We start from the raw sequence: 23547 nt of genomic DNA on the forward strand, positions 1-23547 counted from the left end.
CTGCAGATCGAGCGATCGAAGGAATTGACTGGGGAGGGACGGCACACAGGGCCCGTGCGAGGTCGTATCGAGTTCCTCGTCCGGCGCGCGTGGAGTCTACGGTTCGCGATCTCGGGTGAACACCCGCAGCGATTGTCAGTGTCGCGCCATGCCCTTCAGCCAACCGAGTAGTGCATAACGCCGGTCGGCCAGAATCTATCGGGTCTCCTCGGCTTTGGCCAGCGGCGGAGCGGCCTGATCAGGCGCCTGTCCGAGGGTATACAGGCCGAGAATGCCGAGAAAACCCGCACAGTGCTCGATGAGCATTTCAGTCGAGAGGTTCAGTTGTCCATCTATCCAGCGACGGAGTATCTCGAACAGGCCCCCGACACCGTAGGTAGCGGCGAGATCTGCGACTTGGAGCACATCGCTGGGTATATCGAGGTGCAAGCGGGCCTCTCTGAGCACCAGCTCCGCAAAATCGGTCATCAGATCGCTTCGCAGCTGCCGAAGGAGGGGTTCTGCGCCCGACTCGACAAACAGTATGCGGGCCATGCGGGGATCGTTCTCGATCACCTGAACCAGGGCCTTGATCGGAGCGTAAGCCAGTTCTTGAGGAGCAACCGTGTCGTCCGGAATGGCGCTGGTTATCACCGCTTGGAAGGTAGTGGAGATCTTGGCAAATACCGCACGCAAGAGCGCGTCTCGATCGCGAAACTGTTGGTAGAAGTACCGGCTCGTCACTCCTGATTTCGCACACACGGCGGTCACGGTGCACGCGGTAGCTCCGTGGGTGCCCATGATTGAGACCGCGGCATCAATCAACATCACGCGACGCTGTGCATCGCGTTGAGTTGCGGACAGCCCGCCATAGACACGTGCTGGACTCATGTCCTACAGTCTGGCAGTCTTATCTGACAAGGCATAAAGTCAGATCCAAACTTCGAGGAAGGACCTCAAATGTCGGACGATCAAGCCCCGACCCCGACCCGGGTGCTGCCAAAACCCAGGCGCGTTCGGTTTCCGATGCCGACCTCCACGAAGCGGCAACATTTTGTCGATGGCGACCTGGTGATGAGCCATTTCATCTCGGTGCTTTCTGCGACGTTCCCGGAAGGCGAGGATTTCTTCATCCGCTCGGTCAGGAACTTCCAGAGTTCCATCGACGATCCCCAACTAGAGACAGCGGTCAAGGGTTTCATCGGACAAGAGGCCACACATCGACACCAGCATCGTCTCCTAAACGAGCGACTCCAGGTCATGGGTTATCCGACCGCGCGAATCGACCGTCATGTCGGACGCTTGATCAAGCGATTGGAACGGCGCTTTTCGCCGGAAATGCGGCTGTCCATGACCTCCGCGTTGGAGCACTACACCGCTACGCTGGCAGAAATCATTCTTACCAGCGAAGACGCCCAGAAGCTCATCGGCCAGACAGAGGTTCGACCGATTCTGCTGTGGCATGCCTTCGAGGAGTCGGAGCACAAAGCGGTTGCCTTTGATGTCTATCGGCTGGTGGGAGCAACCGAGCGCACCCGTGTACGGGGCATGCGGATCGCTTCAGTAATTCTGTTCGGCGAGCTCATTCTGCAGACTGCCTTGTCTATGGCCGCTGATAGAGCCTCATATAACCCGGTCACCCTGGTGCGCAGTCTGTACCGCTTTAGTCGCACCCCGATGTTCACCGCCGATGCGCTGCGGCGTTTCCGTTCCTACAATCGCCCGGGTTTCCATCCTGATGATTGGGACAGCGCCGCGGTCCTGGAGCATTGGAGCAAAGAACTGTTCGACCAAGACGGTTCACAGCGAGTTATCGCTTCGTCGGGATAGCAAAGATGCGGAAGTGCGGCGACGCAGGAGCACCGTTCCTGCGTCGCTCCTTCCGAACAGGGTGCGACGCGTCGGTGACTCACGGATTCGGTGCTCGGTGGCCGGTGAAGGTGGCGGTCGGACCCGCAAATGCGGTTCGCAGCGATCGCCACGGGGCTGGCTGGCCTGTTGTGAGCCTCGATCAGTCGCTGATGACATAGCGTTGAGCCAGGGTTTCAGCAAGTCTGCTGGTGTGCGCGACCACTTCTTTCTCGGTCACCGCAAGCAAACCGGAGTGCCAGGCGGTGATGACTTCGACGAATCCCCCGACAGCGATCAGGGTGTCCATGCGAAGGGCTATCTCGTCGGCATCTTGTCGGAGGTGTGGCCGGCTTGCCTCAACGACCAACTGCGTTGCTTCCTGTAGCGCCACGGCGCGGCGGTCTTGTAGCGGTGAGCTACCGACATGCTGAGCGAGGAGGATGCGTGCCCGGCCGGGATCGCGTGCGATCCGGTCGACCACGATGGTGATCGCCGCGGTGATGGTTTCGATCGGCGGCCGATTCGCACGCTCGTTGAAGAGCGCGGCGACCTCGCCGAGCATGTCATTGCGGACGCCATCCCACGCAGCAACGAGCAGCTCATCGCGCGTCTTGAAGCCCTCGTAGAAGTATCGATCGTTCAGGCCTGTGCGGGCGCATACGCCGCGCATAGTGACCGCGGCCCAACCGCTCTCACTCCAAATCTCGGTTGCGGCCTCGATCAATTGCTGCCGTCGCTCGGCACGACGCTCGGCCCCGGTCCGACCACCCCAGCGCTTGTTTCTCGACCGCACCTCTCCATCTTGACAAGGTGCTCGTTCCACCACCAAACTGGTGGCATGCGACACCAATGGTGGCTGGTGCCCCCAGATGAGAGTTTCCCCACAGCAGACGTCCATGTCGCGACCCGAAAGGCAGACGGATGAGATTGCTGCCCTTCGGCGGCGCACCAGGCAGAACGCACCGCGCCGATGCAGTCGTCACGGGCGCAGGAAGCGGTATCGGCCGCGCATTCGCCGTGGAGCTTGCGCGCCGAGGTGGACGCGTGGTGTGCGCCGACAAAGATCCCGTCACTGCAAAAGAGTCGGCAGAGTTGGTGAGGCAGGCTGGCGGCGAGGGCTTCGACATCGAATGCGATGTCACCGATCTTGAGCAGGTCCGCAACCTCGCTGATGTGAGCGAAGACTGGTTCGAGAAGGCTGCGAGCCTCGTCATCAACAACGCCGGAATCGGTGCGGGCGGCAACCGCATCGGCGCGACGTCGATCGAGGACTGGAACGCGGCGATTTCTGTCAACCTCTGGGGCGTTATCTACGGCTGCGAGACTTTTGTGCCTCGGCTCCGCAGCAATGGGCATGGCGGAGTCATCAATGTGGCGTCGGCAGCGAGCTTTGGCTCGGCCCCTCGGATGGCGGCTTACAACGTGAGCAAGGCCGGGGTGCTCGCTCTGTCGGAGACATTGGCGGCCGAACTGAGCGGTACTGACATCAACGTCACAGTGCTTTGCCCCACCTTCGTGAAGACGAACATCGTCAACAATCCTCAAATCGACGAGGCGGCTGCAAGACTCGCGGCCAACCTGATGAAATGGACCGGCATTTCGCCACAGCACGTTGCTCGAACGACGTTGAACGCGCACGATCGCGGACAAATTTATGTAGTACCCCAACTCGATGCCAAAGTCTTGTGGCAACTCAAGAGAGCCCTACCCGGCCCCTTTACTCGCACGCTGGGCCTCGTGGAGCGCATGGCCTCATGGAACGATTCAGCCGAGTAGAGGAGCAGGGAAAATGGCTTTCGCATACAGTGACATGCTCGAGACAATCAAAAACAAGCAATGGGCTCTTGCCGATATCGATTGGAACGCCCCTGGCGCGGAACTGATCACCGATGAACAGCGTCCCAAACTCAAGCAATTCATGTCCGACGTGGTGTGGATTGAGCATGTTGGAGCACGTGCCTTCGCCGCGATGGCTCCAAAGGCGCCATTCGAAGCGCTCGGAGACATTTACCGTTACTTTCACGCCGAGGAGCAGCGTCACGCCAATGCCGAACTTGCCTTGATGCGTCGCTGGGGCATGCTCGAGGAAGGCGAGAAACCGGTCCCGAACAAGAATATTCGGCTGGTCATCGAATGGCTGGACCGTTATGCGGAAGCCCTGCCCCTGACCGTCATCGGGGCCGCGATTCCGGCACTGGAGACTGCGCTCGATGGAGCGCTGCTGAAGTTTCTCCTCGATGAGGTTGACGACCCTGTGTGCGGGGAGGTGTTCAACAAGGTCAACAGCGACGAATCAAGGCATCTCGCGGTTGGCTTCCAGGTCTTGAATGACCTGGGCGCCAGCCCGATGCGAATCCACGCCATTCAAACTGCGGGTGCTCTTGTCGACCCGCGCATTCTCACCGGCGCGTTGCTGTATATCCCGCTCCTGACGCGCATGTTGATGAATCTCAACGCTATGGGTCTGTCCGAGGAGAAGTTATACAACGCAGTGACGCGGTATGCCAATGTCGGCGATCGCAGTGAGCATACGCGGAGGGTGCCCGGCTATCACATCTTGAAGGCGCACATGTCGTCGTCCATCAAGCGGTCCCAGCCTCTGCACTTCGTGTCTCAGCGCCTTGGCAATGCGATCGATGTTTTCCCTGTTCAGATTTTCGGTCGGCCGCCATCCTGGACGGACGAACTGACCTACGAACCGGTTGCCAAATGACAGGCACCACGACGACGTTGATCGTCGGCGCCGGGTTCGCAGGTATCGGTGCGGCGATCAGACTGCTTCAAGAGGGCACGGATGACTTCGTCATCCTGGAACGGTCAGATCGCGTCGGAGGCACCTGGCGAGACAATACTTATCCCGGTGCGGCCTGCGATATTCCCTCGCTTCTCTACTCCTACTCGTTCGAGCCGAATCCGGGCTGGACTCGTACCTACTCGGGGAGCGCTGAGATCCTCGAATATATCGACGATATGGTCGACAAGTACGATCTTGCCCGGTTCATCCAGTTTGATACCGACGTGACTGCCTTGGAATTCGATGAGAGTGCCGGCATCTGGATGGCCGACACGGCAGATGGAAAGCGGTATCACACCCGGTCAGTTGTGATGGCCAGTGGACCACTTGCCAACGCCAGCTTTCCCGATATTCGGGGTATTGACTCGTACGGTGGAAAAAAGATCCACAGCGCTCGATGGGACCATGGCTACGATCTCGGCGGTAAGAGGGTTGCAGTCATCGGGACAGGCGCGAGCGCGGTTCAGATCATTCCCGAGCTCGTAAAGTCGGCTGCCTCGGTCAAAGTCTTCCAGAGAACGCCCGGCTGGGTGTTGCCCAGGGTGAACTTCAGGCATCCGGCCTGGGCGCGTTCGACCTTCACACACCTGCCGGTGAGCGAACAAGCGCTCCGCGACGCGTGGTTTTGGGCCCACGAAGTGATGGCAGTGGGTATGGTCTGGAACACCGCCGCGACGTCCGCGATACAGCTGGCGGCCAAGGCTCATCTCCGTCGGCAGGTGAAAGACTCCTGGTTGAGACGTCAGTTGACGCCCCATTTCAGGCCTGGATGCAAGCGCATGCTCATGACCAGTGATTATTACCCTGCGCTACAGGCGGATAACTGCAAGCTGATCAGCTGGCCGATCGCCACATTGTCACCCAACGGTGTTCGGACCGCCGACGGTGTCGAGCACGAAGTGGACTGTATCGTATTTGCCACTGGCTTCGATGTGGCCAAACGTGGCACCCCGTTCCCGATTAGCGGCCTCGGCGGTCGGAAGCTCGGCGATGAATGGTCTCAGGGGACATTTGCCTTCAAGAGCGTGAGCGTGGCCGGGTATCCGAACTTATTCTTCACTTTCGGACCGAATTCCGGGCCAGGCCACAACTCGGCGCTCGTATATATGGAGGCTGCAATTGACTATATAGTCAAGGCGATCAAGCTCCTTCAGCAAAATGACATCGGCACTTTGGATGTGAGGGAGGATCGTCAGGACCGCTATCACTCCGAAATTCAGCGCCGCCTTCGACGAACGACTTGGAATTCGGGGTGCAGCAGTTGGTATTTGACCGAGGACGGCTACAACGGCACGATGTACCCAGGTTTCGCGACCCAGTTTATGAGAGAACTATCCCGCTTGGATCCTCATGATTACGTGATAACCCGGCGCGACGATACACACGTCGAGCTGACGCAATCACTCTGAATACAAGTTTGCAGGGCTGACCGTCAGAACGGTGAAATACAGGAATGGATCGCAAGTCCGACCGTAATTACGAGATAATTATCATAGGAGCTGGATTTTCCGGCATCGGGTCTGGCATTAGCTTGATGAAGGCGGGATTTACCGACTTCTTGATGGTTGATGACGCCGATGGCGTAGGTGGTACGTGGCACTGGAACACCTACCCGGGTATCGCTGTCGATATACCGTCGTTCAGTTATCAATTCTCATACGAAATGCGGCCCTCTTGGTCGCGCACGTACGCCCACGGCAATGAGCTCAAAGCCTATGCCGAGCGATGTGTTGAAAAGTATCGGCTCTGGGACCATATTCGTTTCAACACAACCATTACCGAGGCTTGTTTCGACGAGAACGCAACACGGTGGCATTTGACCAGTGCCAATGGTGAGGAGTTCACGGCACGCTTCGTGATAAATTGCTCCGGCGTTCTCAGTCGGCCAAAGTGGCCTGAAATCAAGGGGGTGCGAGATTTCGCCGGCGTTACGCTCCACACGGCTAGATGGGACAATGCCAAAGATCTCAGCGGGAAGAGGGTTGCAGTAATCGGTACCGGTGCATCGGCGGTGCAACTGATACCCGAAGTCGCAAAGAAAGCAGAGAGTCTGACGGTATTTCAGCGAACTCCAATTTATTGTCTGCCGAAGCCAGACTTCCCCATACCGACGTGGGGTGGAAGGCTTCTACATTTCCTGCCGGGGGCACAATTGGCGACCCGGACCGCCAGCCAGGCGTTCGTGGAAATCACTTTCCCAATCGCCGCTCACTTTCATACGGTGATACCGTTCGCCGATGTCATGGAGAGCGCCGCAAAGCGGTACATGCGGCGTGAGGTCCATGACCCGACGACGAGAGAACAACTCATTCCGCGCTACTCGTTGGGCTGTAAACGACCCAGCTTCCACAATTCCTATCTCGCAACGTACAACCGGTCCAACGTTTCGCTCGAGACGAGCGGCATAACCCATATCGACCATGCATCCGTCCATACTCGAGACGGCAAAGCTCATCCCATTGACGTCTTGATCCTGGCCACCGGCTTCAAAGTGATGGAGTCGGGCAACATGCCAACTTACGTATTGAAGGGACGCGGCGGGCTGGAGCAGGCTACATGGTGGGACGAGCATCGACTGCAGGCCTTCGAAGGGGTGAGCGTCCCGGGATTTCCGAATCATTTCAACATCTTCGGCCCGTACGGCTACAACGGTTCCTCGTACTTCACGCTCATCGAGGCGCAGAGTCGGCACATCGTCCGGTGTCTTCGTCGCGCGCGGGCGCTGGGTGCTAACTGCGTGGAGGTCAAGAAGGAGGCGAACGACCGTTATTTCGCCGAAGTGCTAAGGCGGCGTCACAGACAGGTTTTCTGGCAGCCGAGCTGTTCCAATGCCAACAGCTACTACTTCGACAGGCACGGTGACGTTCCACTCCGTCCATCAACGACTCTGGAGACCTATTGGCGGAGCCGCACCTTTCGCCTCTCGGACTACCGATTCGAGAATCGGCCCGAAGAGGTGTGTCCCCGGTGACCAGAATGGATGCCCCTGACTGGCAGCCCAGTCTTGCCAGTCATCTCGTCGCGATGTCCTCGCGAACCACGCTGCGGCCACTGGCGCAGCTGATGCCATCAAACGCCTACGGACTTGCGGTGATGGATCGCGTGCTTCGAACAGCGCTCGTAGCCTCACGGCCTCGGCGCGGCGTCACAGTGCGCAAGGTTGACACTGTATTCGCCGGAGGCCCGGTTCGTGGGGACTGGATCACCACGCCTGCCATTAATCCGCATGCCAACCCTTTGCTGTACATCCACGGCGGCGCCTATTCTATGTGCTCGCCGGAGACGCACCGCGGTCTTCTTGGTGAACTCGCCTCGGCGAGCGGGCGCCCCATCTTCGCAGTGAAGTATCGTCTTGCCCCGCGGTATCCCTATCCCGCAGCCGCGGACGATGCGCTGAATGCGTATCGCTGGCTTACCAGCGGAGGGTCCCCGGGTTCTTGTCAGCGCACCGTCGCGGTTGCCGGCGATTCAGCGGGCGGTCAGCTCACGATGGCCACGGCCTTGGGCGCACGTGCAGTTGGATTGCCGCTCCCTGATGCGATGCTGCTGATGTCTCCCGTCCTGGATCTCAGGTGCGAACTTGCCAGAGCGCGTGAAATTCGCCGCCGGGATCCTTTTGCCTCCGCTCAATCAGCGGCGCGCGCTCTTGACCTCTACGTAGGTGGCGCAGATCGCGGAGATCCGCGCCTCAGCGTGCTTGACGCGGACCTCACCTCGATGCCGCCGATCCTCATTCAGGTGGGCGGGAGAGAAATGTTGATCGATGACTCGCGCCGTCTCGCCGAGCGACTTCAATCAGCTGGATCCCACGTCGAGATCCAGGTATACCGGGGACAGATCCATGTATTCCAGGCTATGTTCCGGATTCTTCCCGAAGCCCGAGACGCGATTCATCGAGCGGGACGCTTCCTTGAAGCCTCGGAAGTCAGGTGAAAGTGTCCGAACAGGCAATGCTCCTACACCTACACCACCTCGACCGCCGCAGCGTGAAGTCAGTCGTCTCTGCCTCATGAGCAGCAACTTCGCGACGGCCTGTCGCGCATACGATCCGTCGATCGTGATCATCGGGGCCGGCTTCGCCGGGGTTGCGATGGCCCACCGGCTGAAGAAGGACGGGTTCACGAACTTCACGATCCTGGAAAAGGCTGCAGACATCGGGGGTGTTTGGCGTGACAACACCTATCCGGGAGCGGCCTGCGACGTGCCGTCAGCGTTGTACTCACTCTCGTACAAGCCCAATCCTCGTTGGTCACGGCGATATGCCGAGCAACCCGAGATACTCAAGTACCTCCAACAACTCGTGGAGAGTGGCGGACTGGCCGCGCATCTGCGTACCCAGACCGAAGTTGTCGCAATGACCTTCGATGACCAGCTAGGGCGTTGGACCCTGGTTACGAACTCGAACGAGACAATAACCTGCGATGTCGTCGTCTCGGCCGTGGGTCAGCTCTCCTTGCCCCACGTACCCGTTATTGCCGACGCAGACACCTTCCAGGGGCCGCGCTTTCATTCGGCGCGTTGGGACCGATCGGTTTCGCTTCGCGGCAAGCAAGTAGCCGTCATCGGCACAGGAGCTAGTGCCATCCAATTCGTGCCACACATCGCCCAGGAGGCGGAGCATGTCACGCTATATCAGCGCACGGCTCCGTGGATCTTGCCGAAGTGGGACAGCAGGTATGGAGTCCTTCACGACAGGGTGAGCGAGTTATTGCCGATGGCGCTGCGCCTCGAGCGTTTCGCGGTATGGCTAATTTTCGAGTTGCTCGCTGTGACGCTAGTCGACGCGAAGCCCCTCTCACGCGTCCTCGGTGCGATCGCGCGCCGCCACCTACATCGGCAGGTTGCTAGCCCATCTTTGCGCGAGCAATTGATGCCTTCGGACGCGCCAGGGTGCAAGCGAGTGCTGTTCTCGAATGATTACTATCCAGCAATCGCGAGTGATCGCGTGTCGTTGGTGCCGAAGGCTATCGCAGAGCTCTGCGACAACGGTGTCAAGACCGTGGATGGAGAGTTTCGTCCTGCAGATGTCGTGATCTACGGAACCGGGTTTCGCGCCACCGATTTTCTCGCCCCGATGTCCGTGCGCGGCTCTCGCGGAGTCTCCTTGGCCGAGGTGTGGAAGACCCAGGCGTACGCATATCTGGGCATCACTGTCCCCATGTTCCCGAACCTGTTCCTGCTTTATGGTCCCAACACGAATGTGGGCTCGGGGTCGATCCTCTACATGATCGAGTCACAAGTCCGTCACATCGCAACGCTCATCAAAGCCGTGGCTGCTCATCCGGGTCATGCGATCGATGTCAGGACGGAGAGCGCGCAACGCTACAACACGCGCTTGAGAAGGCGACTACGGAGGTCGGTGTGGGCGCTGTGTGCGAGCTGGTATCGAACCTCGAGCGGGGAAATCCCGACGAACTGGCCGGGGCCTACCTTGGTTTATCGACTCCTTACCCGGAAGCCGCACAGCGGCGATTACGTCTTGAGAAACGTCGGGCGTCTAAAGGTCGGAGACCCTGCAGAACCGAGCCTGGCCGACTAAGGGCACGAGACGCGCACTTAACCGCTAGGCCAATAATGTCTAGATATTGACATCAATGGCATCTTTGTAAAGACTGGTGGACGCCGTCAAAGCGGCCCAGCGTCCAGGAGGAACCATGACGAATCACCTTCTCGCACCTGCGCACCACGTGAAGGAGCGGTTGTCCTCTGTGATCATGGTCCCCGCGCCTCACGCCGTCGACGACAGATGGCGTCGATGGAGCCGGGACTGGCCGGTTCGTGAACTGGCACCGGCACCCGCGGGCAGTGGATTGAAAGCCGTCCGGGGGGATGCCGGACTGCCCTTCGTAGGTCACACGCTCGACTACATCCGATTCGGCTCGGATTTCAGTCGAGAGCGCTACGACCGTCTGGGTTCGGTGTCGTGGATGGGCGCGTTCGGCACCAAGATGGTGGTCATCGCCGGCCCTGACGCCACTCGAGAGGCGTTCACGAGCGAAGCGAAAGCATTCTCTCAGGATGGCTGGTCCTTCCTGATCGACGCCTTCTTCCATCGCGGTTTGATGCTCATGAGCTTCGACGAGCACTTGATGCACCGGCGCATCATGCAGGAGGCGTTTACGCGTCCGCGCCTGACCGGATACGTCGAACAGGTAACGCCATGCGTTCGCTCGGCAGTGCCTGCGTGGCCGGTGGGCCCGTCGGTTCGAATCTACCCACTGTTGAAGGAACTCACCCTCGACATCGCTACCGACGTCTTCATGGGCGGCCGCGGCAAGGACGAGAGCGATGCTGTCAACAAGGCGTTCGTCGCTACGGTCCGGGCGGCGAGTTCCCTTGTGCGTGCTCCGCTTCCGGGAACCAGATTCCGCGCTGGTGTGCAAGGGCGGCGCGTTTTGGAGGACTACTTCTTCCGGCATCTGCCGGCCGCGCGAGCCGGTGAAACGGAGGATCTGTTCGCTGCTCTCTGTCAAGCCACGACCGAAGACGGGGAGCGGTTTTCCGACGAGGATGTGGTGAATCACATGATCTTCTTGATGATGGCGGCCCACGACACCTCGACGATCACCACCACAGCGGTCACCTATTTCCTTGCCAAGTATCCGCAGTGGCAGGAGGCTGCGGCTGCGGAAGCCGCGGCCATCGGTGACGGGTTGCCGGACATCGAGGCCCTGGAGAAGATGACGGTCATCGACCTCGTGATCAAGGAAGCGCTCAGACTGCTTGCACCTGTTCCGCTGGTGATGCGCAAGACGGTTCGAGATGTCGCCATCGATGGATATCACATCCCCTCGAACACGTTATGCGCTATAACGCCTGCCGTGAATCACTTCGATCGAACGATCTGGAGTGATCCGGAGCGGTTCGATCCCTCACGTTTCGACGAGCCTCGGCGCGAAGACCAACACCACCGATTCGCCTGGGTTCCGTTCGGAGGTGGAGCGCACAAGTGCATCGGCATGCAATTCGGGACGCTCGAAGTCAAAGCAATCCTGCACAGGATGCTGCGTTCGTTCACTTGGAAGGTTCCGGAGAACTATCACGTCCGATGGGACAACACCTCGCTGCCCATTCCGGTGGACGGACTTCCGTTGGAGATGAAGCGCCGATGACCGTCGACCACAGCCCCTACCTCGAACCCACGGAGTTTCTTGACTGGCAACAAGATTCGGTACGTGACTTCGTGTCATCGGCGATCCGTGGTGCCTGCGGCGACACCGAGAAGGCCATCGCCATCTTCACCGCGGTCCGTGACTCCATTTGGTACGACCCCTACACGGTGACCGACAACCCGCACGCGTACCGCGCCAGCACCGTCGCGACCGCAGAACGGGCCTACTGCGTCCCGAAGGCCGTGCTCTTGACTGCAGCGTGCCGAGCGGCGGGAATCCCGGCGCGGCTGGGGTTCGCCGACGTCCGAAACCACCTCCAGACCAAGGCATTGCGCGAGCGGATGGGTGGTAGCGACGTTTTCGTCTACCACGGCTACAGTCTCATGTTCCTCAACGGTGCGTGGGTAAAGGCCACCCCGGCGTTCAATCGCGAGCTGTGCGCACGCTTCGGTGTCTCGCCGATCGAATTCGACGGCCGTAGCGACGCGCTACTCCATGGTTTCACCGCTGACGGCACCCAGCACATGGAGTATCTGCGCGACCGGGGAGCCTACGACGATCTACCCCTAGCAGACATCCTGCAAGCACTGAGAACGCATTACGGCACATTCATCGATCAGCCGAACAGCCGTCCCGACCTCTTCGCCTGAAAGGGCACTACACGATGCAAAGCACAATGCAAAATGTTCCGCTCACGGTGTCGGCGATCGTCCAGCATGCGGCAGCCATACACGGTGACAGCGAGGTCGTCACTCCGACCGGAAATGGATATCGGAGAACGCCTTACCGCATTGTGCTGGCGCGAGTGGCTCGCCTTGCCAATGCGCTGCGCAGTCTTGGCGTCACGGCAGACCAACGCGTGGCCACCTTCCAGTGGAGCAACCAGGAACATCTGGAGGCCTACTGTGCGATTCCCTCCATGGGCGCGGTCCTGCACACGCTCAACATTCGTTTGGCCCCAGAGCAACTGGCGTACATCGCCAATCACGCGAGCGATCAGATCGTCCTAGTCGACGCTTCGGTTGCCCCGTTGTTGGCGCGCGCGCTCCCAGCGATGGCGTCGGTGCACACCGTCATCGTCACCGGAGAGGGCGACCTTGCCCCGCTCCAGGGATGCGGGAAGACCGTTCTGCGTTACGAGGAAGTGCTTGCCGGCCAAGAAGAATCATTTGACTGGCCTGAGCTCGACGAGCTGTCCGCCGCGGCCATGTGTTATACGAGCGGTACCACCGGAGATCCCAAAGGCGTCGTCTACAGCCACCGTTCGACGTACCTTCACTCCCTGACCGCCTGCACAGCTAACGCTTTGTCAGTCAGCGAGGCCGACCGTGTGCTGGCCATCGTCCCAATGTTTCACGCCAATGCGTGGGGGCTTATTTACGCAGCGTTGATGTCCGGTGCGGATCTGGTACTGCCTGACCGGTATCTCCAAGCCGAACCGTTGGTGTCGATCATCGAAGACACCAGACCGACCTTGGCCGGTGCAGTGCCGACGATCTGGAACGATGTCGACCGATATCTGGATTCGCACCCTGAGCGGGACATTTCTTCGTTACGGCTGGTCGCGTGCGGGGGGTCTGCTGTTCCGCTTTCGTTGATGCGGGCATTCGAAGAGAAGTACGACGTGCCCATTGTGCAGGCCTGGGGTATGACCGAAACCTCTCCGTTGGCGACCGTTGCACGTCCGGCTCACAGAGCCGACGCGACGCGGCGCTGGGAGCTGCGCGCATCCCAGGGCCGACCGATCTGCGGTGTCGAAATCCGGTTGCGGGACGACGACGGGAAAGACGTGCCGTGGGACGGGCAATCAGTTGGGGAGATCCAGGCGCGCGGTCCCTGGATCACCGGGTCCTATTTCGGAAACAACGATACGGAGAAGTTCGACGAAGGATGGCTGCGTACCGGTGATGTGGGCAAGATCGACGCCGAGGGCTATCTGACACTGACCGACCGCTCGAAAGACGTCATCAAGTCAGGTGGCGAATGGATCTCCTCGGTGGAGCTGGAAAACACGCTGATCGGCCACCCTGCCGTGTACGAAGCGGCGGTAGTCGGCGTCGCGGACGATAAATGGCAGGAAAGGCCGTTGGCGCTTGTCGTCGTCCACCCCGGAACCGACGTTGACATTGACCAACTCCGATCGTTCCTTGCGGACAAAGTCGCCAAATGGTGGATTCCCGAGCGATGGAGCTTCGTGTCCGATATTCCGAGGACGAGCGTCGGAAAGTACGACAAAAAGGTCATCCGTGCGCGCCACTCTGCCGGCGAATACCTCATCGAAATCGAAACGTCATAACGTCAAATCCCTGGAATTCCAACAGTCGGAAGGTAATCATGTCCTCACCAATCTCTCCCTGGATGAATGCCGAATTACTCGAGCTTCGTGACCTCGCTGCGAAGTTCTTCTCGGCCGAATTGGCGCCGCATGCGAACCGCTTTGCAGACCAGCACCACGTCGACCGAGAACTGTGGAACCGAGCAGGCGAGCTGGGCCTGCTCTGCATGTCTATACCTGAGGAATACGGCGGAGGCGGTGGCACTTTCGCGCACGAAGCGGTCGTGCTTGAAGAGCAGGCCCGCATAGGTGACAGCTCATGGGGCGCGGGACTGCACAGCGGAATCGTCGCCCACTACATCCTGCAGTACGCGACTGAAGAGCTGCGCGCGCAGTGGCTTCCCAAGATGGCGTCCGGTGAAATGATCGGGGCGATCGCCATGACAGAACCGGGGACCGGGTCCGATCTGCAGAGCGTCAAGACAAAAGCCCTCCTGGACGGTGACGAGTACGTGATCACCGGCTCCAAGACTTTCATCACCAACGGCCAACAGGCCGACCTCATCATCGTTGTTGCCAAGACAGATCCGAGCCAGGGCGCTGCGGGCATCTCTTTGATCGTTGTCGAGGCTGACCGGGCGGGATTCCGGCGCGGCAAGGTTCTCGACAAAATCGGCCAGCGCGGCCAGGACACCTCCGAGTTGTTCTTCGATGAAGTGAGAGTTCCGCGCTCGCATCTACTGGGCCAGTCTGAGGGACAGGGCTTCATTCAGCTGATGACGCAGCTGCCACAAGAGCGACTCATCGTCGCGGTGGGGGCTGTCGCAGCGATGGAACTTGCCCTGGAGCAGACGCTCAAGTACACGCGTGAGCGGGAGGCGTTCGGTCGGCCTGTCTTTGGCTTTCAGAACACCAAGTTCACGCTGGCTGAAGCCGCGACAGAAACGCGCATCGCACGAGTGTTCCTCGACTACTGCATCGACCTGCACCTTGCGGGTCAACTCGACGTGCAGACCGTCGCCATGGCGAAGTGGTGGACCACTGAGCGAGCGATGAAGGTACTCGATGACTGTATGCAGCTTCACGGCGGATATGGCTACATGACCGAGTACCCCATCTCGAGGTTGTGGGTGGATCAGCGCGTGCAAAAAATCTATGCCGGCACGAACGAGGTGATGAAGGAAATCATCTCGCGTTCCCTATGACTCAGAGGAGTTGCCGCCCGCACGTTAGTCATCTAGAGGAGGAGGACTGATGGCATCGATGGTGGTGCCGTATCGCCACGACATGGGCGGCCACTGCGGATCGGGGGCTCTTCGGGATTTGACCGAATGGGCCGGGATCCGTTGGGGTGATGACACCCCGGACGAAGGCATCGTGTTTGCTCTCGGCGGGGCCCTCGACTTCTCGTATGTTCGCTCGGCCCACCTACGTCCACCGATCTACCTCGTTGGACGCAGCGCGGACCTCGAAGACGAATACTTGACCCGGTTGGGCGCGCGCTTCGAGTGTCGTTCGACAGACGACCCCGATCTCGGGTGGAAATGGGTGACCGAACAGATCGATGCCGGTACGCCGGTCATGGTGTGGACTGACATCGCCGAATTGCCCTATCTGAGAACGCGTCTGAGTATGAGCCGGCACGATGTCGTGATCGTAGGGTACGACGACGACGAGGAACTCGCCTTCGTGGTCGATAACGATCGCGATACACCTCAAGCCGTGCCTTACGAGAATCTACGGAAGGCGCGGGCATCGACGGGATTTCCCGTCCCCACGCGGCACACCACCTACGTAGTCGAGTGGCCCGGCGCGGCACCAGATCTCGGCAATGCTGCCCGGTCGGCCTTCCGTAGGTCCGCGGACGCGATGCAGGGTTCGTGTGTGAGCGCGCCGATCACCGAGGACTCCGATTGTGAAATTCAGGTGCGTGGGCTACCAGGGGTATCGACTTTTGTGGAGGATCTCAAGCGGTGGCCGAAGATCTTTGACGACGACACCCTCGACGGAGCCTTGTTTGCGCTGAGCGCCTTCATCGAAAAAGCCGGAACCGGAGGCGGTCTGTTCCGAGATCTGCAAGCACGTGGATGTCGGCGCGTCGCTGAAGAGTTGAGTTTCGAACCTGCGTTTAAAGCAGCGGAGGCTGCAAAGACCGCATCTGAGTTGTGGACCGCGGTTGCGCACGCCGCTTATGACCGCGGTGCAGATCCGCACCGAAGAGCGAGCGGCGCCGCGTCCGTGGCTGCGCAATTGCCGACAGCCGAACGTCGACTCGCGGAGGCGCTGAGGGAGGCAGGAGATCTACTCCTATGAGTTCTGATTGCTTCGGAGCAAGCCGAACTGGTTGCGACCCAGCAGATTTATTTGAGCGCTTTGAATTGTGTCATAGGAAGGGAGAATCACGATGGCTGTCTTCGCTGATGCGGAAGAGGTTTACCGCTACCTCGCCGGCATCTTTCGACGAGGTTTGGAGAACGAAGACCTTGCGAACAGACTTGCCGGGTCCGGGGTGGTGTTACGGATCCACTACACCGATCCGGATGCGGTAGTAACCGTGGATATGCCGGAGAAGGTCGTAGAGACCGGCGCGGACAGTGGCGTTACACCGAATGTCGAATTGTTCATGTCCGCGGATACCGGCAACAGGTTCTGGTTGGGGAAGGTGAACTTGACCATGGCGATGGCGAAAGGAACTGTACGAGCGAAAGGTCCTGTCACCAAACTGATCAAGCTCATACCGCAGGCAAAGAACCTCTTTCCGGAATACCGGGCAATCCTTGAGGCCGACAAGCGTCACGACCTGCTCAATGTGTGATGTCGGTGCGGTACCGCGCCCGGGCCCGGGTGAGCGGCGCGGGCCTCTGGGCGATGTGCCCGGAGATCATCCAGGACAGTTCGCGCGACCACCGTGCGCGGTCGGGATAACTACTCGAGAAGCGTAATTCGATAGAAGGGACTTCAACATGAAGACACGTGCGGCTGTTTTGTGGGGCTTGGAGCAGAAGTGGGAGGTCGAAGAAGTCGATTTGGATCCGCCAGGTCCCGGGGAGGTCCTCGTGCGGCTGGCGGCCACCGGCTTGTGCCATTCCGACGAACATCTGGTGACCGGCGACCTCCCGATCCCATTGCCGGTAGTGGGGGGTCATGAGGGTGCTGGCACAGTCGTGGAGTGCGGCGAAGGGGTTGAGGAACTGTCCGAAGGTGATTCTGTCATCTTGACCTTCCTTCCCTCGTGTGGGCGCTGCTCGTACTGCGCGCGCGGCATGGGCAATCTCTGTGAGTTGGGAGCGGCGCTCATGATGGGACCGCAGATCGACGGCACCTATCGCTTTCACGCACGAGGCGAGGACGTCGGGCAGATGTGTTTGCTCGGGACGTTTTCCGAGTACACAGTGGTGCCGCAGGCGTCCGTGGTCAAGATTGACGGCGGAATCCCCCTGGATCGGGCAGCCTTGATCGGTTGCGGCGTCACGACCGGTTACGGATCTGCGGTGCGGACTGGGGAGGTGCGCGCCGGGGACACCGTCGTGGTAGTGGGAGCGGGCGGAATCGGAATGAATGCGATTCAGGGCGCGCGAATCGCGGGAGCGCTGGCGATTGTGGCGGTCGATCCGGTGAAGTTCAAGCGAGAGCAAGCGAGCGGGTTCGGTGCGACGCACACCGCGGCCTCGATGGATGAAGCTTGGTCGCTGGTCAGCGATATGACGCTGGGCAAGCTGGCTGATGTCTGCATCCTCACCACCGATGTGGCTGAGGCCTCCTACACCGCGGAAGCGCTGGCCTTGGTCGGAAAGCGCGGGCGCGTCGTGGTCACGGCCATCGGGCACCCCGACGACTCATCGATCTCAGGATCACTGCTTGAAATGACGCTTTACGAGAAGCAGATTCGTGGCGCTTTGTATGGCTCATCCAATGCGCCGCACGATATTCCGCGACTGGTCGAGCTGTACTCCGCTGGGTTGTTGAAGCTCGATGAGTTGGTCACCCGCGAATACTCCCTCGACCAAATTAATGAGGGCTACCAGGATATGCGTTCAGGAAAAAATATCCGAGGGCTGGTCCGGTTCTGAAGAGCATCATGCCCACTGCTGGTCTCCATGTCCTTGCGTTGCTGCAGATCATGCGGCCGGGCCCCTTGGGTGGTTGGCGTCGGGTCCTTCTTTCCCGTCGTGAGGACGGCAAGCATCAGACACCTCATCGATCATCTATCACATTCTCTGGGAGGCTGAGATGACGGACGCTGGCACGACCACGGCAAGCAGGGATGGGGCTGCTCGTTTCGCTATCGCCCCGGAGGTGTGGACCACGCCGGAGCGACGAGCGCTGAGCCAAATGGCGCGGTCTTTCTCGGAACGTGAAATCGCGCCGAAGCTAGCGGAATGGGAGCACGTGGGTGAGATTCCGCGCGACCTGCATCTCAATGCTGCCGAGGTGGGGCTTCTCAGAATCGGGTTCCCGGAAGAAGTCGGCGGCAGCGGCGGCAATGCGATTGACTCTGCACTGGTCACTGAGGCCATCCTGGCCGCAGGCGGGTCCACTGGCGTCTGCGCCGCCTTGTTCACCCATGGCATTGCCCTTCCCCACATTGCCGCCAATGGCTCCGACGCCCTGATTCAACGATATGTCCGTCCTACGCTCGCAGGAAAGATGATCGGCTCGCTGGGCGTTACCGAGCCTGGGGCAGGCTCAGATGTCGCGAATCTGCGCACACGCGCGGTGCGCGAGGGGGACACCTACGTGGTCAACGGAGCAAAGACGTTCATCACCAGCGGAGTTCGAGCGGACTTCGTTACTACGGCGGTACGCACCGGCGGACCGGGTTACGGTGGAGTTTCATTGCTTGTGATCGACAAGAATTCGCCTGGATTCGAAGTGTCCCGCCGGTTAGACAAGATGGGGTGGCGATGTAGCGACACCGCCGAGTTGTCTTTCGTCGACGTTCGCGTACCGGCTGACAACCTGGTGGGGGCAGAGAACAGTGGGTTTTTGCAGATCATGCAGCAATTTCAGGCTGAACGGCTCGGCATCGCCGTCCAGGCGTACGCGACGGCGGGTCGGGCTCTCGACCTTGCCAAGAGTTGGGCGCGGGAACGTGAAACGTTCGGTAGACCCTTGACGGGGCGCCAGATCATTCGCCATAAGCTTGCGGAGATGGCTCGACAGGTCGACGTGGCGTGCACCTACACCCGTGCGGTCATGCAGAGGTGGCTAGCGGGGGAGGATGTCGTTGCCGAGGTGTCGATGGCCAAGAACACCGCTGTGTATGCGTGCGACTACGTGGTCAATGAGGCGGTTCAGATCTTCGGTGGGATGGGCTACATGCGTGAGTCTGAGATCGAGAGACACTATCGAGATTGCCGAATTCTCGGAATAGGCGGCGGCACCAACGAAATCATGAACGAGGTCATCGCCAAACGTATCGGACTCTAGCTACTTGATTGAATCGCCCTGACTTTCCCGGAGGCTCGGGTTATTGGATTCCGGCCAGGGGTTGGTCGGTCCCATGTGCATCGTGGAACGCGGCTTCGAACTCGGTGGGTGGGATGTCATTAAGGTAGCTGTGTAAGCGGCTGGTGTTGTGCCAGTACACCCAGCTCAGGGTCGCGAGTTCGACGTCCTCGACGGTCTTCCACGGCCTGGTGCGGACTGGCCCGTAGATCAGCTCCGCCTTGTAGTAGCCGTTCACCGTCTCCAGGGCATTATCGTAGCTGTCTCCGATCGTGCCGATCGAGCGGACCGCTCCGATCTCGGCGAGCCGTTCGCCATAGCGGATAGAGGTGAATTGCGATCCGGCATCGGAGTGACATGTCAAGCCCGGCAATGTGTTTCCGCGTGACCAACGAGCCATCTCCAACGCATCCAGCACCATGGTGGTACGCATGTGCGACGCTACCCGCCAGCCCACGATCATCGGGTCTGCTGCACCAATAGGTGACATCTGAGTTGGCTTGCCCAAAGCGGGCGGGCTGGAAGGATGTCAGTGTGCCTAGGCCCTACCCCCGTGAATTTCGCGACGACGTCGTCCGCGTTGCCCGTAACCGCGACGACGGGGTGACGATCGAGCAGATCGCCACCGATTTCGGCGTGCACCCGATGACGTTGACCAAGTGGATGCGCCAAGCCGACGTCGACGAGGGCGCCAAGCCAGGTAAGAGCACCAATGACTCCGCTGATCTGCGCGAGCTACGACGCCGAAATCGGTTGTTGGAACAAGAGAATGAAGTCTTACGGCGGGCAGCGGCGTACTTGTCGCAGGCCAATCTGCCGGGAAAAGGGTCTACCCGCTCGTAAGTGAGCTCGCCGCCGACGGGATTCCCGTCGCGGTGACGCGCCGGGTACTCAAGCTCGCCCGCCAGCCCTACTACCGCTGGCGGGCAAATCCCATCACCAATGCCGAACTCGTCGAGGCATACCGCGCCAACGCCCTGTTCGACGCGCACGGCGAGGACCCCGAGTTCGGCTACCGCTACCTCGTCGAGGAGGCCCGTGAGGCCGGCGAGCCGATGGCCGAGCGCACCGCCTGGCGCATCTGCTCACAGCAGCAGTTGTGGAGCGTGTTCGGCAAGAAGCGCGGCAAGAACGGCAAACCAGGACCGCCGGTGCACGACGATCTGGTCCAGCGCGACTTCACCGCTGAAACGCCAAACATGTTGTGGCTCAGCGACATAACTGAGCATTATACCGGCGAGGGCAAGCTCTACCTCTGCGCGATCAAGGATGCATTCTCCAACCGCATCGTGGGTTATTCGATCGACTCCCGAATGAAGTCACGCCTGGCGACCGCCGCGCTGCGCAACGCGGTCGGCCGCCGTGGGGTGGTCGCCGGCTGCGTGGTTCACACGGACAGAGGGTCGCAGTTTCGAAGTCGAAAGTTCGTCCAGGCCCTGCACCATCACGGCATGGTCGGCTCAATGGGACGTGTCGGCGCGGCCGGCGACAACGCGGCGATGGAGAGCTTCTTCAGCCTGCTGCAGAAGAACGTCCTCGACCGCCGCCGCTGGGCCACCCGAGAGGAGCTGCGGATCGCCATCGTCACTTGGATCGAACGCACCTACCACCGACGTCGCCGCCAAGGCGCCCTCGGCCGGTTGACCCCCGTCGAATACGAAGCCATCATGACCACGACGGCCAGTCAGGCCGCGTGACCGAAATTGTCACCTGATCGTGCAGCAGACCCACTTCCTGATAGAGCTTGGCACAGGCCTCTTTGGTAGGTGCACCGTCCTCGCGTGAGTCAGATGCATCGGGGTCGGGAGGCATATTAGACACGGCACGACCTTAGGACGGCGGTCTCACATGTCACGCCGACGCGCCGTTTGCTGTGGTGGGTCTGCTTCCGCAGCGCGGGGACAATATGGAGACCTTTCGGTCACATCGGTCACATCTGTCACAGGCAGCAAACACTCCGAAACGACAACAACCCTGCCTGAGCATTGCGTTTGCATGGTGCGCCGTCAGGGTTTCGAACCCCAGACCCGCTGATTAAGAGTCAGCGGCTGTCAGCGATGCCTGGGCTACCGGCGTCGCCGCGAAAACGTCAGAGTAGCTCTATCTGCTCAGGTTCCTCGACGCTAGGCCCGTTAAACTCCACCAGCGTATGACGGATCAATGGACGGTTTGTACGCCACTGGTTGGTCGAAGTCAAACAACCAGAACGCTATTTATCGACAATAGGTTGTTTGACAAGTAGTCACTGAGTAGAGTAACAGACGTGCTCTCTGCTTCGATTCCTGCCCGCTTGGTCGACGCAGGCGTGCGGATGGTGACTGGTGATGCACACAGCATCACATACCGAATCGATGGCCGCGCCGTAGTAGCGGACCTGGTTCTGGCAGAACGTGTGCCATCTCCGGCCGCAGTCCTTAGTCGTGTGCGCCGCCATCCAGGCCGCCGCGTATTCGTGGTGTGCGAGACCATCTCAGATGAGGCACGTTCAGCGCTCCTGGCTCAGGCTGACGTGGATCTCAGCGTCGGCAGCACCGGCGAACTGGTGCTCTCCGGGCGAACCTACCGAACGCCAACACCAGGACGGCCGCCCCGCGCCGCCAGCGAGCGCAGCTGGCGGCGGCGGGCGGCTGAACGGGTCTGTGTGCTTACGCGCGGTCACCTCCGCCAACGCGACATTGCCGCGGCCATCGGAGTTAGCCAGCAGGCGGTGTCCAAAATGACCGAGAAGGATCCGCTGCCGGACACGCCGATGACCGAGGCTGCGCGCCGGGAGCTCCTGGTGAAACTGGCATTGGTACCTGCGGACAGCGGACTTGTCGAAACGTACTGGTATGGAATGGATCCGGTAGTGGAGCAGGTGCGCAGTGCGACCCGACTCGGCGCCGAGCTCACCGTGCCGATCCTTGCTGGCGGCGAGGTCGCCGCCGACGTCCTGCGACCGTGGCAGGTACCAACCAGAGGTCTGGTCTATGCCAAAGAACTGGTCGACCTCTCCGAGTTCGGTTTGGTGGAGGCCACCGCCGAGGAAGCGACCTTGACTGTGCGGGTTCCCGCCGACCCGACCGTCTGGACGACCGCGGCCTGGTGGCGGCGGGTTCGTGATACGCAGCGTTCCGACATCATCACTGTGGATCCAGTGATTGCGCTTCAGGACCTCAGCGGCGGTGCCGATCTTGGCGACGGTGCACCGCAGCATCTCAGCGACTGGATCGTGCACCGGTGACCGGAACAGCATCGGTGCAAATCGCCTGCACTGCGGTGGCCGACGACAACGGAATGCGTGCACTGCGTGACGTGGCCGCAGTCACTGCCGACATCGAGTACCGCGTCATCGGCGGTCACATGGTGCGACTGCTGCGGCACGTCTACAACGTGTCGGGCATACCGCGACTGACCTCCGACGCAGACACCGGGATCGACGTCAACGTGGCGTCCACCGGGAACCTCCACGATCGACTCACCGCACTGGGGTACACCGCTGAGTGCGGCAACCGCTACGAGCGGGGTGAGCAAGCGGTCGACCTCTTAGTTCCCACCGCAGCCAAACCAGGCAAGCGGATCATCGGCGAACGAGCCTTCGACGGAGCGCCAGGGCTGCGGTTGGCGCTCGCCCTACCGCCGATCGAAGTCGCCGTCACAGCCCGACTCACCGACGGCGACACGGTTGAGTTCGAAATTCCGGTTCCCGACGTCGAGGCAGCATTCGTGTTGAAGATGCTGGCACGTACCGTTCGCGACTCCGAACGTGACCTCCAGGATATCGAGACACTACTGGAGATCGTCGCGTCACAACCCGATTACCACGCTTCGCCGTGGCGCCTGGGCGACCCCAAGATCACAAAGGCCGGCGAGCGCGGCGACGCTGCGCGTGTGGCAGCGCAGATGATCTCCAGTCCGCCGACGAGGGTGCCGGCCAGAGTGCGGGCGCTGCTCCGGCGCCATGTCGCCATCGTGTCGCGATGACGCACCAGCAGACAGTCGTTCGTTTCCGTGCGGCTACGCCGAGCGAAACGGTTTCGGTCTCGACGGAGCCGGCAAATGCTGAGCCGGAGCATTGACATGGCTGCTGGCTGCGCGGGTCCCCACGC

Annotated in this window: 20 protein-coding genes and 1 pseudogene; 18 read left to right on the plus strand and 3 right to left on the minus strand. The window is 60.4% G+C overall.

Annotation, left to right across the window (positions count from 1 at the left end):
• Positions 1-195 precede the first annotated feature (195 nt).
• The gene (locus ACAG24_RS21670) at positions 196-870 is read right to left on the minus strand and encodes a TetR/AcrR family transcriptional regulator (protein ID WP_011560584.1); all 675 of its coding nucleotides are present in this window, start codon (positions 868-870) and stop codon (positions 196-198) included.
• A gap of 69 nt (positions 871-939) precedes the next feature.
• Here ACAG24_RS21670 and ACAG24_RS21675 point away from each other — a divergent pair, with 69 nt between their 5' ends.
• Positions 940-1809, plus strand: coding sequence for a metal-dependent hydrolase (locus tag ACAG24_RS21675; protein ID WP_011560583.1), 870 nt, complete (start codon positions 940-942; stop codon positions 1807-1809).
• A 181-nt stretch (positions 1810-1990) separates the two neighbouring features.
• On the opposite strand, the gene ACAG24_RS21680 is transcribed toward ACAG24_RS21675, so the two are convergent.
• Positions 1991-2623 (minus strand): TetR/AcrR family transcriptional regulator, encoded by a 633-nt coding sequence (locus ACAG24_RS21680; RefSeq protein WP_005086596.1) that lies wholly within the window; start codon positions 2621-2623, stop codon positions 1991-1993.
• 128 nt (positions 2624-2751) lie between these two features.
• On the opposite strand from ACAG24_RS21680, the gene ACAG24_RS21685 reads away from it, so the two are divergent.
• From ACAG24_RS21685 to ACAG24_RS21750, 14 genes are all read left to right on the plus strand, one after another.
• The gene (locus ACAG24_RS21685; protein ID WP_011560581.1) at positions 2752-3606 is read left to right on the plus strand and encodes an SDR family NAD(P)-dependent oxidoreductase; all 855 of its coding nucleotides are present in this window, start codon (positions 2752-2754) and stop codon (positions 3604-3606) included.
• Between the two features lie 13 nt (positions 3607-3619).
• The gene (locus ACAG24_RS21690; RefSeq protein WP_005086594.1) at positions 3620-4543 is read left to right on the plus strand and encodes a hypothetical protein; all 924 of its coding nucleotides are present in this window, start codon (positions 3620-3622) and stop codon (positions 4541-4543) included.
• Positions 4540-6033: a flavin-containing monooxygenase gene (locus ACAG24_RS21695; protein WP_011560580.1), complete on the plus strand. Its 1494-nt coding sequence runs from the start codon at positions 4540-4542 to the stop codon at positions 6031-6033. The genes ACAG24_RS21690 and ACAG24_RS21695 overlap by 4 nt, the downstream gene beginning before the upstream one ends.
• A gap of 44 nt (positions 6034-6077) precedes the next feature.
• Positions 6078-7595, plus strand: coding sequence for a flavin-containing monooxygenase (locus ACAG24_RS21700; protein WP_011560579.1), 1518 nt, complete (start codon positions 6078-6080; stop codon positions 7593-7595).
• Complete coding sequence (locus ACAG24_RS21705; RefSeq protein ID WP_012296509.1) at positions 7592-8557, plus strand: alpha/beta hydrolase; 966 nt, start codon at positions 7592-7594, stop codon at positions 8555-8557. The genes ACAG24_RS21700 and ACAG24_RS21705 overlap by 4 nt, the downstream gene beginning before the upstream one ends.
• Before the next feature lie 76 nt (positions 8558-8633).
• Positions 8634-10163 carry a flavin-containing monooxygenase gene (locus tag ACAG24_RS21710; RefSeq protein ID WP_011856019.1) on the plus strand — a complete coding sequence of 510 codons (1530 nt, stop codon included), beginning with the start codon at positions 8634-8636 and terminating at the stop codon, positions 10161-10163.
• A 115-nt stretch (positions 10164-10278) separates the two neighbouring features.
• The gene (locus ACAG24_RS21715; protein WP_011560575.1) at positions 10279-11736 is read left to right on the plus strand and encodes a cytochrome P450; all 1458 of its coding nucleotides are present in this window, start codon (positions 10279-10281) and stop codon (positions 11734-11736) included.
• Entirely contained in the window at positions 11733-12386 is a 654-nt protein-coding gene (locus ACAG24_RS21720) for a transglutaminase-like domain-containing protein (RefSeq protein WP_011560574.1), read from the plus strand. Before ACAG24_RS21715 ends, ACAG24_RS21720 begins: the two co-directional genes overlap by 4 nt.
• A gap of 26 nt (positions 12387-12412) precedes the next feature.
• Positions 12413-14032, plus strand: coding sequence for a fatty acid--CoA ligase (locus tag ACAG24_RS21725; protein ID WP_017205326.1), 1620 nt, complete (start codon positions 12413-12415; stop codon positions 14030-14032).
• Between the two features lie 38 nt (positions 14033-14070).
• Positions 14071-15216 (plus strand): acyl-CoA dehydrogenase family protein, encoded by a 1146-nt coding sequence (locus ACAG24_RS21730; protein ID WP_005086582.1) that lies wholly within the window; start codon positions 14071-14073, stop codon positions 15214-15216.
• A gap of 49 nt (positions 15217-15265) precedes the next feature.
• Positions 15266-16324, plus strand: coding sequence for a BtrH N-terminal domain-containing protein (locus ACAG24_RS21735; RefSeq protein ID WP_005086581.1), 1059 nt, complete (start codon positions 15266-15268; stop codon positions 16322-16324).
• A 91-nt stretch (positions 16325-16415) separates the two neighbouring features.
• Positions 16416-16826 carry an SCP2 sterol-binding domain-containing protein gene (locus tag ACAG24_RS21740; protein WP_005110592.1) on the plus strand — a complete coding sequence of 137 codons (411 nt, stop codon included), beginning with the start codon at positions 16416-16418 and terminating at the stop codon, positions 16824-16826.
• Between the two features lie 148 nt (positions 16827-16974).
• Positions 16975-18081 (plus strand): NDMA-dependent alcohol dehydrogenase, encoded by a 1107-nt coding sequence (locus ACAG24_RS21745; RefSeq protein WP_011560572.1) that lies wholly within the window; start codon positions 16975-16977, stop codon positions 18079-18081.
• Between the two features lie 160 nt (positions 18082-18241).
• Entirely contained in the window at positions 18242-19441 is a 1200-nt protein-coding gene (locus ACAG24_RS21750) for an acyl-CoA dehydrogenase family protein (RefSeq protein WP_011856018.1), read from the plus strand.
• A 40-nt stretch (positions 19442-19481) separates the two neighbouring features.
• On the opposite strand, the pseudogene ACAG24_RS21755 reads toward ACAG24_RS21750, so the two are convergent.
• Positions 19482-19925: pseudogene (locus tag ACAG24_RS21755) on the minus strand (DDE-type integrase/transposase/recombinase); the annotation flags it as partial.
• Positions 19926-19993: 68 nt separating this feature from the next.
• Here ACAG24_RS21755 and ACAG24_RS21760 point away from each other — a divergent pair.
• From ACAG24_RS21760 to ACAG24_RS21770, 3 genes are all read left to right on the plus strand, one after another.
• A protein-coding gene (locus ACAG24_RS21760) for an IS3 family transposase (protein ID WP_225323256.1) occupies positions 19994-21156 on the plus strand; the annotation gives its coding sequence in 2 pieces (ribosomal slippage) (positions 19994-20278 and positions 20281-21156; 1161 coding nt in all).
• Positions 21157-21770: 614 nt separating this feature from the next.
• Positions 21771-22682, plus strand: a complete 912-nt coding sequence (locus ACAG24_RS21765; RefSeq protein WP_017205323.1) for a hypothetical protein — start codon at positions 21771-21773, stop codon at positions 22680-22682.
• Positions 22679-23422 (plus strand): nucleotidyl transferase AbiEii/AbiGii toxin family protein, encoded by a 744-nt coding sequence (locus ACAG24_RS21770; protein ID WP_011560566.1) that lies wholly within the window; start codon positions 22679-22681, stop codon positions 23420-23422. The genes ACAG24_RS21765 and ACAG24_RS21770 overlap by 4 nt, the downstream gene beginning before the upstream one ends.
• Positions 23423-23547: the final 125 nt, after the last annotated feature.

It is taken from the genome of Mycobacterium bulgaricum (genome assembly GCF_041287165.2).
In the GTDB taxonomy this organism is placed as follows: Bacteria; Actinomycetota; Actinomycetes; order Mycobacteriales; family Mycobacteriaceae; genus Mycobacterium; species Mycobacterium bulgaricum.

Excerpts from the sequence above, each read along its gene's own strand:
- ACAG24_RS21670 (WP_011560584.1), bottom strand. The coding sequence starts at position 870 with ATGAGTCCAGCACGTGTCTATGGCGGGCTGTCCGCAACTCAACGCGAT.
- ACAG24_RS21695 (WP_011560580.1), top strand. The coding sequence starts at position 4,540 with ATGACAGGCACCACGACGACGTTGATCGTCGGCGCCGGGTTCGCAGGT.
- ACAG24_RS21710 (WP_011856019.1), top strand. The coding sequence starts at position 8,634 with ATGAGCAGCAACTTCGCGACGGCCTGTCGCGCATACGATCCGTCGATC.
- ACAG24_RS21720 (WP_011560574.1), top strand. The coding sequence starts at position 11,733 with ATGACCGTCGACCACAGCCCCTACCTCGAACCCACGGAGTTTCTTGAC.
- ACAG24_RS21745 (WP_011560572.1), top strand. The coding sequence starts at position 16,975 with ATGAAGACACGTGCGGCTGTTTTGTGGGGCTTGGAGCAGAAGTGGGAG.
- ACAG24_RS21715 (WP_011560575.1), top strand. The coding sequence starts at position 10,279 with ATGACGAATCACCTTCTCGCACCTGCGCACCACGTGAAGGAGCGGTTG.
- ACAG24_RS21690 (WP_005086594.1), top strand. The coding sequence starts at position 3,620 with ATGGCTTTCGCATACAGTGACATGCTCGAGACAATCAAAAACAAGCAA.
- ACAG24_RS21750 (WP_011856018.1), top strand. The coding sequence starts at position 18,242 with ATGACGGACGCTGGCACGACCACGGCAAGCAGGGATGGGGCTGCTCGT.
- ACAG24_RS21740 (WP_005110592.1), top strand. The coding sequence starts at position 16,416 with ATGGCTGTCTTCGCTGATGCGGAAGAGGTTTACCGCTACCTCGCCGGC.
- ACAG24_RS21685 (WP_011560581.1), top strand. The coding sequence starts at position 2,752 with ATGAGATTGCTGCCCTTCGGCGGCGCACCAGGCAGAACGCACCGCGCC.
- ACAG24_RS21675 (WP_011560583.1), top strand. The coding sequence starts at position 940 with ATGTCGGACGATCAAGCCCCGACCCCGACCCGGGTGCTGCCAAAACCC.
- ACAG24_RS21735 (WP_005086581.1), top strand. The coding sequence starts at position 15,266 with ATGGCATCGATGGTGGTGCCGTATCGCCACGACATGGGCGGCCACTGC.
- ACAG24_RS21765 (WP_017205323.1), top strand. The coding sequence starts at position 21,771 with ATGGTGACTGGTGATGCACACAGCATCACATACCGAATCGATGGCCGC.
- ACAG24_RS21700 (WP_011560579.1), top strand. The coding sequence starts at position 6,078 with ATGGATCGCAAGTCCGACCGTAATTACGAGATAATTATCATAGGAGCT.
- ACAG24_RS21730 (WP_005086582.1), top strand. The coding sequence starts at position 14,071 with ATGTCCTCACCAATCTCTCCCTGGATGAATGCCGAATTACTCGAGCTT.
- ACAG24_RS21725 (WP_017205326.1), top strand. The coding sequence starts at position 12,413 with ATGCAAAATGTTCCGCTCACGGTGTCGGCGATCGTCCAGCATGCGGCA.